The sequence below is a fragment of the Rhizobium deserti genome, from assembly GCF_004358025.1.
Classification (GTDB): domain Bacteria; phylum Pseudomonadota; class Alphaproteobacteria; order Rhizobiales; family Rhizobiaceae; genus Neorhizobium; species Neorhizobium deserti.
The window spans coordinates 1104089-1114525 of record NZ_SMTL01000001.1; the positions used below are offsets into that span (position 1 = coordinate 1104089).

Consider the following 10437-nt stretch of genomic DNA (forward strand, 5'->3'; position numbering starts at 1 on the left):
GGTATCGCGCTCTTACACCACTTGAAGTGAACGTTACTCTGCGGCGCTTTCCAGCGGGAAGACGAGCCGGTAGCTGATGCGACCGCTCGATATGGCATAGGTTGCCTTGCCGTTGACGGACGCCGGCACGACGCGCTCTAGAACCGTGCTGCCGAAATGCGCCTTGAGCGCATCCTCACCCGGATCAGATGCATGTGCCGGATCCAGGACCTCGTCCCATGCCACTTCAAGCGAATCGTGTCCCTCCAGATGCAGCCTGGTGCAGGACACACTGATGGCCTGGCGGCTGCGCAGGATGGAACCGTGGCTCACCGCGTTAACAATCAGTTCATGCAGGGCGAGCCCAAGATGCAGCGAGGCATTTGGCGTCAGCAGAACGTTGTCGCCCCCGACTCGAATCAAATGCTTGTTATCCGGCAAGTATTTTTCCGTCTGCTGCTGGACCAGCTCAAAGAAATAAGCACCACGCCAGCTGCTGTCGGTGATCAGGTCTTGGCTCTGCGACAGTGAATACAAGCGGCCGCGGAATTTGTTGAGAAACAGCTCCAAAGAGCCGGAATAGCGGGCCGTCTGCAGGGCGATGCTCTGAATGATCGCCAGCAGGTTCTTCGAGCGATGGCTGACTTCTCGCAGAAGCGCCCGTAACAGCCGCTCCCGATGCCGCTCCTCGGAACGATCAATGATGGTTGTGACGAGGTGAACGCCACCACGCTCAAATTCGACCGCCTGGACCCGGAACTCATAAACCTGGTCGGACCCAACCGTGACCTCGATGTGTCCCTTGTGGCCGGGCTCCGTCATGCCTTGCTTAAGAAGCGACAGTTTGGCTGCAACATCCTCACCAAACAGACTGACGTCGCTTGGCGAAGCAAACTGCTCTACCGCCCAAGCGTCTGGCAGGTTGGTAACGAGGAGATATTCACGACGGGGGTCCTGGATGATGATGCTTGCGCCGAGATCGACGAGCGCAGGCATAAAGAATTCCCGAAGTTTGCCATCACTCTGACCAGCTTGCTGCCATGTCAGCGGATGCACCAATTGAATTCTCCATTTGCGGCTTCTGGGGAAACAAGCGCCTGCAAGGGAGCGCCCGGTTAAGCTGAGTGCTGAACTCTTATAAGATGCCGACGGAGACGGAACAAGCCGCCATCAGCGTTATCGACAGCGAGGCAATGAAGGGTATGCCCAAAAGCGGCAGACAAGCGAGCTTGACACCTGCATCCCGCGAAACAGGGATGAGCGATAAGCGGAACGTCGGGAGCGAACAGGACATGGCTTCCTCCATTGCGGATGCGCCAAAACGCAGCCATGCCTGTATTTGTTCCAGCTTGTTGCTGAGGATGATCAAACCTCAGGCAGCCGCCTTGACCGCTTCGTTGAAGAAGAGCGCCTGGCTGATCAGCGCCTTCACCATATCCGGATTGAAGGGTTTCGTCACCAGGAAGGCAGGTTCCGGACGCTCGCCCGTCAGAAGCCTTTCCGGGAACGCGGTGATGAAGATGACCGGCACGCTGGAATTCTTGAGGATCTCGTTGACCGCATCGATGCCCGAGCTGCCATCGGCGAGCTGAATGTCGGCCAGCACCATTTTCGGATGCGACGTCTGGAAGAGCGACACCGCTTCCTTGTGGGTGCGGGCAATGCCAGTGACGCGATGGCCGAGATCCTGAACCATCTGCTCGATATCGAGCGCGATCAGCGGCTCGTCTTCGATGATCATGATATCGGTTGCCACCTGGCGCGAAATCTCGCGCGATGCTTCGTCGAGCAGGCGGTTGACCTCTGCGACGCTGACATCCAGGACTTCGGCAGCCTCATCGATGGTGAAGCCTTCGACCGAAATCAGCAGGAAAGCATGCCGCGACTGCGAAGGGAGGCTCGCCAGATTGGCCGCCGCACGCTGCTCCCAAGCAAAGGGAGAATCGATCGGACGTATCTCGATGGCCGTGGAACCAAAAATTGCAACGAACAGTTTATACAGCGAAACACGGTCCTTGGACGTTTCGGGGAATATCGAAACGTCTGCAATCAAAGCTTCCAGGACCGCAGCGACATAGGCGTCTCCGGAGGTCTGCGATCCCGTGACGGCACGGGCATAACGACGCAGATATGGAAGATGAGACGCAACGCGTGTGGTAAGTGACATACAAAACTCCCCTGGCCCAACCGGGCAATTGACCTCGTCAGAACGTGGGCATGCAAAAAAAGTTCCGCAAGGGGGGAACTTTTTTTAAAATCCCGCATTACCACGCCGACGATATCGTAACAGGCTGCCCGCGTGATGAGTGAAGATCTTAGAAAAAAAAATGACATGAATATAAGCCAACCTCCAGATTTACGCCCCGGGTCAGCAACTCCTAACGCATCGATATCGCGGAAACTGCGCGAATTCTACGATGCCGTTCAGGAAGAAGGCATTCCCGATCGCTTTCTTGATCTTCTCGAGCGACTGGATCAGGCTGAAAAGAACGCCAAATCGGTGCAAGTGAAATGAGCAAGGAAGTCGAACCTGACGATCGCGGCTTCAAGCGCGACCTCCTCGCATCGCTGCCCAACTTGCGCGCCTTTGCCGTTTCCCTCACGGGCCGCCACGACAAGGCGGACGATCTCGTGCAGGACACGATCATGAAGGCCTGGGCAAACCAGACCAGCTTCACCGCCGGCACCAATATGCGCGCTTGGCTTTTCACGATCCTTCGCAACGAATTCTACAGCCAGATGCGCAAGCGGGGCCGGGAAGTGCAGGATAGCGACGGGCTGTTCAGCGAGCGTTTTTCCGTGCATCCGGAACAATATGGCCGTCTCGACCTGCAGGATTTTCGCACTGCGCTCGATAAGCTCCCGGATGATCAGCGTGAAGCCATCGTTCTGGTGGGCGCCGCGGGCTTTGCCTATGAGGAAGCGGCCGAGATCTGCGGCTGCGCCGTCGGCACCATCAAGAGCCGCGTCAGCCGCGCCCGCACGAGGTTGCAGGAGCTGCTGGGCGTTTCGGGTGAAAGTGATTACGGCCCGGATGCCGGCGACGCCGCCATCACCGCCCGCGCCTTCGGAAGCTGATCCCTCAGATGTTCGACGAAAACGCCGTCCGGTTCCGGGCGGCGTTTTCGATTGCGGCCAACAGTTCTGCGTCATCGAAAGGCTTCCAGACGACCGGAACGTCCGGCCAGCCGGCAATACCGTTGAGCTCTTCGCGTCGCAGTGTTGAAAACGCGATCCCGGCGTGCGAGCTGCGCAGAGCCGCTTCAGCTTCCGGTGTCGTCAGCAGCTTGGATGCAATCAGGATGATGTCGAAGGTCCGATCTTTTAGGACCGCCAGATATTCGCGCGGCATGGCAATCGTGATCTCGCTGCCGTCGAAGAGCTGCAAGATCCTTTCGGCCTCCAGAGCAATCAGATATTCCGGCTCGACGATGAGAATCTGCAATACGACTGTCCTGGTTTTCCGCCCAACGGAAGGCCGTAGATCACCGAAAGGCGACGTGGTCATTTAAAAAAGACACAGACGACAACAGAAGAGCCCACTATTGTGCGTCTTCTATTCGTGTCATTTGAGTCCCATGGCCAGCAGCAGACCCATCATTCCTCCCCGCATCCCCTGCGTCAGATGCCCCCTGCGGCGCCTCGACACGTTTCGGGACTTCTCGCCGCCCGAACTTGATTTCATCGCGGATTTCAAGCTTGGCGAACTGATCGCGGATCCCGGCATGTCGATCATGGGCGAAGGCGAACGCCATCCGCAGCTTTATACGGTGCTTGCAGGCTGGGGCTTCCGCTACAAGATCCTCGAGGACGGCCGCCGTCAGATCCTCAATTACCTGCTTCCGGGCGATATGGTCGGCCTGCAGGGCAATATCATGCTCGAGATGCAGCATTCGGTCGAAGCGCTGACGCGGATGACGCTATGCATGTTCGAGCGGGAGCGGCTGATTGAGCTCTACCAGCGCCATCCGTCGCTGGCCTATGACATCACCTGGCTGGCGGCCCGTGAGGAGTCCATGCTGGACGAGCATCTGCTGAGTATCGGCCGACGCAGCGCGGCGGAAAGGGCGGCCTATCTTTTGGTCTTCCTGCACTCGCGCGCCAAGTCCACTGCCCCGGTGCAGGCCGGCCAGTCGATCACCTTGCCGCTGACGCAGCAGCATGTGGCGGACACGCTCGGATTGTCCCTGGTGCACACGAACAAGACACTGCGCAAGCTCGCAGACCAGGGGCTGATCCGCTGGCTCGACCGCGGCTGTGAGGTAATCAATGCCGAAGGGCTTCACCAGGTGGCGGAATGGTGGCCGCCTGCAGAAAGCAAGCGGCCATTTATCTAGCTCAGTCGAGCGGTTCGCCTGGACGGCGGCGGCGCGAAAGCCGTAATCCGGTAGGCATCTTCTTCATGGCGAGGAAGCCGAGGCCACCGGCAATGGCGACGACCAAGAGCGCCCGCGACTTGATCACCATCGGCAGAGTCGATGCCGCTGCCGTCACCATCAGCGCCCTGCTGCTATTGGCGGCCGCCAATTCCCGCTTGCGCCACAGTTCCGCATTATTGGCGATCACTGCCGAGACATACATGATCAGCGCCAGAAGCAGAGCGCCGCCGGCAACCACCAGCAGCCCGACCGGCAGACCCCACAGACCGCCGAGGTAAACCGCCAGTGCCGCGGTGGCGAGCACATAGGCCGTCAGCAGGAAGATCAGCGCGAACCCGTAAAGGATGGCGTTTCTTTTCAGCTTCCGTGTCAAATTCGCGATGTCGATCGCGGCAAAGGAAGCCAAAAGGGGACCGATTGCTGCCAGCATCAGCGGCGCGTCATCAGCGCGAAGAGGAAGCCGAAGCCGGCGGCAATGGCAACCGACTGGAGCGGCTTGGTGCGGATCTGGCGCTCCAGGTCGCGTTCCCAGGTCATCGCCTGCTCCCGCGCCGCTTCCACCATCTGCATGGATGCGTCAGCTGCGTCATTGGCGGCGCGCTTTGCCTTGCCGCGCACTTCGCTTGCCTTTTCATTGCCGACCGCGGCAACGCTGCGTGCAAGTGCTGCAATGTCGTCGCGCAGCTGGCTGATCTGAACTTCCACATCCTTCGAGGCGCTGGAGCTCTGGCCCGTTGCGCGGCCGATATCACTCGTTGTGTTGGCAGATGGCATATCCGTCTCCTGTTGTTGCGAAACCTGGGATGGTGCGCAGCAGAGGGCCGCGCCGAATTAGAATAGCTTTGACGCGCGGACAAATGGCATCATGTCCACCACGCCTGTGCTGCGGGCGTTGAACGCGGCAAAAGCATGATTGTTCCAGCCTTGCGCCGGCTGAAGAAAATAAAGATGAACGGTCTTTAGGATGCAGCACCCGGCTCCGGCCAGGCGTGAATTCCGCCGCTCCACTGCTCGAACGCCCGTGACAGCTGCAGCACGAAAAGGTCTCCGAAGCGCGGCCCGACGATCTGCAGCCCGATCGGCATGCCTGAGCGCGCGAAGCCGCAATTGATCGAGGCGGCCGGCTGCTCGGACATGTTCCAGGGTACGGTAAAGCCGATATGCTCGAAAGGGCGGCTTGGATCATTGGTCGGCGAAGCCCATTCGGCCGGATAGGAAACGATCGGATTGGTCGGGGAGATGACGGCGTCCACCTCGGAGAAGAGTTTTGCGCAGGCCTTGCGCATCTCGATCGTCTGGTTGAAGCCGCGTACCGCCTCGGCACCGGATATATAGGTGCCGCCTTCCGCCCACTGATAGATATAGGGAAGGATCAGCTTTCGCCTTTCCTCCGGCATTTTTTCGATATCACCCCAGAACCGGGCCCGCCAGAAATTGTCGAGCCCGTCCAGCATGTCGCGGGTCAGCACCGGCTGCACGGGCATGACGATGGCGCCCGCTTTCTCAAACCGGCGGGCTGCGGCAGTGACGGCGTCATACACTTCCGGATCCACGCCGAGCCCGATGCCGGCCTCCATCATCAGGCCGATCCGCAGGCCTTTGACATCCATATTGAGGTCGAGCCAGTTGAAATCATTGGGCGGCAAGGAGGTGGCGTCGCGCCAGTCGGGCCGCGTCAGCGTCGCCATCGCAATCGCCGAGTCTTCAACCGTGCGGGTCATCGGACCGGCGCAGCGGCCGACATAATAGGGGTCGACCGGTATACGGCCCTGGCTCGGCTTGAGGCCGAACAGACCGGTCCAGCCGGCCGGCAGACGGATCGACCCGCCGATATCCGTGCCGATATGCAAAGGGCCGAAGCTCGCAGCGGCTGCCGCTGAAGCACCGGCGCTCGATCCGCCGGGATTCTGGCTGAGATCCCAGGGGTTGCGGCTCAAGGGGTGGAAGCTCGACAGGCCGGATGACAGCATGCCGTAGTCCGGGCAGGTGGTCTTGGCGAAAATGACGGCGCCATCTTCGCGCAACCGGGCCGCCGCCGGCGCATCTTCGGCGGCCGGCACCAGTTCCACCGCCGCCGTTCCAAGCGGCACCGGCTGTCCTTTTGTGGCAATCAGTTCCTTGATGGTGACAGGAATGCCGTCCAGCACGCCGAGCGTCGCCCCCCTCGCCCACCGCTCCGTCGAGGCGCTTGCCTGTGCCCGGGCGCTCTCCGGATCGTAGAGATAGAGCGCCTGGACATGGCTCTCGAAAGCGGCAATGCGGTCCTCGACCGCCAGCCAGTATTCTAACGGCGAGAGTTTTCTGTCCGCATATAGGGCCAGAACCTCGCGGATGGTCAGTTTCAAAAGGTCGCTCATGGCAATGCTCTTCTTCTTGAAAATCAGGAATTGTCGCGCGGATCGAGAATATCGCGCAAACCGTCGCCCAGCATGTTGAGGCCAAGCACAGCAAGCGCGATGGCCATGCCCGGCATCAATGCCAACCAGGGCGCCTGTCCGAGAAAGGTCTGCGCATCGGCGAGCATCCGCCCCCAGGTCGGCGCCGGTGGCGGCATGCCGAGACCGAGAAACGACAGCCCCGCTTCCGTCAGGATGGCAAGACCGAGCTGGATCGTCACCTGCACGATGATCTGGCTCGATATGTTCGGCAGAACGTGGACCAGCGTGATCCTGGCCTTTGACCGGCCGATACCGATCGCCGCCATCACGTAATCGCGCGTCCAGATCTGCAGCGCCGCGCTCAAGACCAGCCGCGCAAAGACCGGCACCATGAAGACCGCAATGGCGATGATTGCCGTGAACCGGCCCGACCCAATGAATGCGGCCAGCATCATCGCCGACAGGATGGGCGGCACTGCGAAGATGATATCGCAGCCGCGCATCACCACCAGTTCGGTCCAGCCGCGCCGCATCGCCACAAGGAGGCCGACCGCCGTACCTATGCCGGCACCCAGAAGCACGGCCAGAATGGAAGTCGATAGGGAATTCCAGGCGCCGACCATCAGCATGGACAGAATATCGCGGCCGAACTGGTCGGTGCCGAGAAGACCATATTCCAGTGGCGCCTTCAGCTTGTGGACGATGTTCATCTTGGAGGGTAAGAACGGGGTCCAGACCAGCGACAGGAGCGCCACGGCAACCAGCGCCAGCGTGATCAGCAGGCCGGCCAGGAAGATGGGGCGGCGGAATGCACGGCTCATTGTGCACCTGCCCGCAGCCGCGGATCGATCGCCAGATAGGCGAGATCGACGATGAAATTCATCAGGATGACCAGGGCGGAAAAGAACAGCACCACGTCCTGCATCACGATGATATCGCGCTGCGCCAGCGCCTGATAAGCCAGCCGACCGAGCCCCGGCAGGTTGAAGACGTTCTCTACCAGCACCGCGCCGGCGATCAGGAAGGTAAACTGCAGGCCGAGCATGGTGACGACCGGGATGAGCGCATTCGGCACGGCATGCCGCCAAACGGCAATCCGTTCGCTCAGCCCCTTGGCGCGGGCGGTACGCACGAAATCCTCGTTCATCACGTCGAGCACCGCTGCCCGCGCCACCCGCGTCAGCACCCCCGCCTGCGGCAGGGCGAGAGCCACCGCCGGCAGGACGAGCGACTTCAGCGCCGGCAGAAGGCCCGCTTCCCAGCCGGGAAAGCCGCCGGCCGGCATCCAGCCGAGCATGGTGGAAAACAAGATGATCAGCAGCAGCCCGCCCCAGAAGGCCGGTACGGCAATGCTGACATAGGAAAACATGCCGGCGACGACATCGAACAGGCCGTTATGCCGGCGCGCCGCCTGCACGCCCAGCGGCACGGCGATCAGCACCGACAGCACGACGGCCATCAGCGCCAGCGGCAGCGTGACCGCGAGCCGCTCGACGATCAGCCCCGCCACCGGCACGCCATAGGTATAGGATTGTCCGAGATCGCCGCGCAATACGCCCACAAGCCAAGCGAGGTACCGCACCGGCAGCGGTTGATCGAGACCCAGCTGATGCTGCAGCGCCGCCAGCGTCTCCGGGCTCGCCGAAGTGCCAAGCATGATCGCCGCCGGGTCGCCAGGCAAGAGATCCATCACGGTGAAGATCAGCAGCGACACGACGAGAAGCGTGACAACGAGGCTCAAGATGCGGCGGATGAGGATAGCCATCATGACCGAGCCGCCCGATCAGCGCTGCCATTGTAGCCCCGGAGGTACCACTCGCACCCGTCATTCCTGGGCTTGTCCCAGGAATCCGGCAGCGCCGCGTCGGCGGCGCGGAAGGATCTTTTCACACAAAGGACTTCGCGTGGCTGGATCCCTGTGACAAGCACAGGGATGACGGAATTTGCAGCAAGGGCGCGACAAACATCTGCCGCCTCCATGTCAACCGGGATTCCTAGTCCATGCCAAACGGAGCGGGCCTGGCAAGGTCCCGGTGAGTATCTTGCGTGTGGGGTAGATCGGTATGCCGCACCCGAGAAAGACATCACTCTTCCCAATGCACCTCGGTCAGCACATTGGAGGGGATCGGCTCGTTCTCCCACAGCCCCTTGAGCTTCTTGTCCCAGACGCCGAGCTTCGGCATGACGAACAGGAAGAGCGCCGGGACGTCATTGGCGAGCATGGTCTGCGCCTCGCCATAAAGCTTATCCTGTTCGGCCGGATCGGAGGTCGCCTCGACCTTTTTCAGGATGTCGTTGAAGACCGGGTTCTTGTAGTTGAAGTAATAGGGATCGCGGCCATAGATATCGATGTCCATCGGCTCCGCATGGGCGATGATGGTCATGTCGTAATCGGCGGCTTTCAGGACGTCCGCCACCCATTTGGCCGGGAATTCGGTCGTCTCGATATTCATCGTCACGCCGATTTCCGCAAACAGCGCCTGCAGGATCTGCGAGGTGCGCTGCGCATAGGCCATCTGGGGCGCCTTGATGGTGAAGGTCAAGCCATTGGGGTAGCCGGCCTCGGCCAGCAGCGCCTTTGCCTTTTCCGTATCATAAGCATAAGTGCCGGTCAGGTCCTTGTAGCCGCGGTCGTTCGGCGTGTAATGGCTGCCGATCGGCGTGCCGAATCCGGACCAGGCCCCCTCCACCACCGTTTCGCGGTCGACCGCCATCATCAGCGCCTGACGAACTCGCTTATCGTTGAACGGCTTGCGGCCATTGTTCATGCCGGCAACGACCTTGAGCTCGGTATTGCCGATCACGGTTGCAAGCTTCTGGTCGTCCTTGAAGCTTTCCATCAGTTCCGGCGCGCCGAATTCCGGAAAGGCGTCGACATCGCCGGCCTTGAGAGCGGCGGCCTGCGCCTGCGCATCGGCGATGAAGCGGAAAGAGGCCGTCTCAAGCTTGACCGGCGCGGACTTGTTCCAATAATCGGCGTTCCTTGCCAGGTCAACCTTGGAACCCTTGGCCCAGGAAACGAACTTGAACGGCCCGGTGCCGACCGGCGTCACCTTGTTGTCGGCAGCCGATTTCGGCTCGACCATCGAGGAAGCGGGCCAGCCGAGCCAGTAGAGCAGGCTTCCGGCCGGCTGTTTCAGCTTCAACACGAGCGTTGCCGCATCCGGCGTTTCGACGCTGTCGATCGACGCAAAATAACGCTTCTGCGGATTGACGCTGTCGGCCCCGCGGGCGCGCTCGATCGTGTATTTCCCGACGGACGAGTCGAAGGCGACGCCGTTATGGAATGTGACGCCCTGGCGCAGCTTGAACGTATAGGTCTTGCCGTCCTCGGAGATCTTCCAGCTTTCCGCCAGCTGCGGCTGCACCTTGCCAGCCTTGTCGATCGTCGTCAGGCCTTCGAAGATGTTCTGCCATGTGACCTGGCCGATCGCGACGGGAGCCGCAATCGTCGGGTCTAGTCCTGCCGGCTCGATTGCCATGCCCAGTGTCACCGAGGTTTTCGACGCGGCAAAGGCCGTGCCTGCGCCCGCCAAAGCCACCCCTGCCCCCAGCGCCAAAGCCAGCCCCAGTCCCCGTGAGACAGGCTTCCATGCACCCAACACATTCATACTGCACCCCCATTTATCAACCGCTTGTCGCGACCTATTGGAGGGTAGTCTAAGGCGATTTCGCAGATGCACAATAAGAATGTGCGGCAA

Annotated in this window: 12 protein-coding genes; 3 read left to right on the forward strand and 9 right to left on the reverse strand. The window is 60.8% G+C overall.

Annotated features, from left to right (window positions below; translation table 11 throughout):
* Nucleotides 1–33: 33 nt before the first annotated feature.
* Nucleotides 34–975 (reverse strand): sensor histidine kinase, encoded by a 942-nt coding sequence (locus E2F50_RS05275; protein ID WP_245515289.1) that lies wholly within the window; start codon nt 973–975, stop codon nt 34–36.
* Between the two features lie 376 nt (nt 976–1351).
* Nucleotides 1352–2146, reverse strand: coding sequence for a response regulator (locus tag E2F50_RS05280; protein WP_133314972.1), 795 nt, complete (start codon nt 2144–2146; stop codon nt 1352–1354).
* Nucleotides 2147–2311: 165 nt separating this feature from the next.
* On the opposite strand from E2F50_RS05280, the gene E2F50_RS05285 reads away from it, so the two are divergent.
* On the forward strand, nt 2312–2494 hold the full coding sequence (locus E2F50_RS05285; protein ID WP_161974038.1) for a NepR family anti-sigma factor: 183 nt from the start codon (nt 2312–2314) through the stop codon (nt 2492–2494).
* Nucleotides 2491–3057, forward strand: coding sequence for an RNA polymerase sigma factor (locus E2F50_RS05290; RefSeq protein ID WP_133314974.1), 567 nt, complete (start codon nt 2491–2493; stop codon nt 3055–3057). The genes E2F50_RS05285 and E2F50_RS05290 overlap by 4 nt, the downstream gene beginning before the upstream one ends.
* A 4-nt stretch (nt 3058–3061) precedes the next feature.
* On the opposite strand, the gene E2F50_RS05295 is transcribed toward E2F50_RS05290, so the two are convergent.
* Nucleotides 3062–3424: a response regulator gene (locus E2F50_RS05295; protein ID WP_133314975.1), complete on the reverse strand. Its 363-nt coding sequence runs from the start codon at nt 3422–3424 to the stop codon at nt 3062–3064.
* Nucleotides 3425–3557: 133 nt separating this feature from the next.
* Between E2F50_RS05295 and E2F50_RS05300 the strand changes: the two genes are divergently transcribed.
* Nucleotides 3558–4316, forward strand: a complete 759-nt coding sequence (locus E2F50_RS05300) for a Crp/Fnr family transcriptional regulator (RefSeq protein WP_133314976.1) — start codon at nt 3558–3560, stop codon at nt 4314–4316.
* 1 nt (nt 4317) lies between these two features.
* Here E2F50_RS05300 and E2F50_RS05305 read toward each other — a convergent pair whose 3' ends face one another.
* The 6 genes from E2F50_RS05305 to E2F50_RS05335 form a co-directional block, all read right to left on the reverse strand.
* Nucleotides 4318–4788 (reverse strand): hypothetical protein, encoded by a 471-nt coding sequence (locus E2F50_RS05305; protein WP_133314977.1) that lies wholly within the window; start codon nt 4786–4788, stop codon nt 4318–4320.
* On the reverse strand, nt 4788–5132 hold the full coding sequence (locus E2F50_RS05310; protein ID WP_133314978.1) for an ElaB/YgaM/YqjD family protein: 345 nt from the start codon (nt 5130–5132) through the stop codon (nt 4788–4790). Before E2F50_RS05310 ends, E2F50_RS05305 begins: the two co-directional genes overlap by 1 nt.
* Before the next feature lie 185 nt (nt 5133–5317).
* Nucleotides 5318–6715, reverse strand: coding sequence for an amidase (locus tag E2F50_RS05315; protein ID WP_133314979.1), 1398 nt, complete (start codon nt 6713–6715; stop codon nt 5318–5320).
* A gap of 23 nt (nt 6716–6738) precedes the next feature.
* On the reverse strand, nt 6739–7557 hold the full coding sequence (locus E2F50_RS05320; RefSeq protein WP_133314980.1) for an ABC transporter permease: 819 nt from the start codon (nt 7555–7557) through the stop codon (nt 6739–6741).
* Entirely contained in the window at nt 7554–8504 is a 951-nt protein-coding gene (locus E2F50_RS05325; RefSeq protein WP_133314981.1) for an ABC transporter permease, read from the reverse strand. The genes E2F50_RS05320 and E2F50_RS05325 overlap by 4 nt, the downstream gene beginning before the upstream one ends.
* Before the next feature lie 316 nt (nt 8505–8820).
* Nucleotides 8821–10347 carry an ABC transporter substrate-binding protein gene (locus E2F50_RS05335; RefSeq protein ID WP_133314982.1) on the reverse strand — a complete coding sequence of 509 codons (1527 nt, stop codon included), beginning with the start codon at nt 10345–10347 and terminating at the stop codon, nt 8821–8823.
* Nucleotides 10348–10437: the final 90 nt, after the last annotated feature.

Coding starts and splice junctions, on each gene's coding strand:
- E2F50_RS05275 (WP_245515289.1), bottom strand. CDS start 975: ATGCCTGCGCTCGTCGATCTCGGCGCAAGCATCATCATCCAGGACCCC.
- E2F50_RS05280 (WP_133314972.1), bottom strand. CDS start 2,146: ATGTCACTTACCACACGCGTTGCGTCTCATCTTCCATATCTGCGTCGT.
- E2F50_RS05285 (WP_161974038.1), top strand. CDS start 2,312: ATGAATATAAGCCAACCTCCAGATTTACGCCCCGGGTCAGCAACTCCT.
- E2F50_RS05290 (WP_133314974.1), top strand. CDS start 2,491: ATGAGCAAGGAAGTCGAACCTGACGATCGCGGCTTCAAGCGCGACCTC.
- E2F50_RS05300 (WP_133314976.1), top strand. CDS start 3,558: ATGGCCAGCAGCAGACCCATCATTCCTCCCCGCATCCCCTGCGTCAGA.
- E2F50_RS05305 (WP_133314977.1), bottom strand. CDS start 4,788: ATGCTGGCAGCAATCGGTCCCCTTTTGGCTTCCTTTGCCGCGATCGAC.
- E2F50_RS05310 (WP_133314978.1), bottom strand. CDS start 5,132: ATGCCATCTGCCAACACAACGAGTGATATCGGCCGCGCAACGGGCCAG.
- E2F50_RS05315 (WP_133314979.1), bottom strand. CDS start 6,715: ATGAGCGACCTTTTGAAACTGACCATCCGCGAGGTTCTGGCCCTATAT.
- E2F50_RS05320 (WP_133314980.1), bottom strand. CDS start 7,557: ATGAGCCGTGCATTCCGCCGCCCCATCTTCCTGGCCGGCCTGCTGATC.
- E2F50_RS05325 (WP_133314981.1), bottom strand. CDS start 8,504: ATGATGGCTATCCTCATCCGCCGCATCTTGAGCCTCGTTGTCACGCTT.
- E2F50_RS05335 (WP_133314982.1), bottom strand. CDS start 10,347: ATGAATGTGTTGGGTGCATGGAAGCCTGTCTCACGGGGACTGGGGCTG.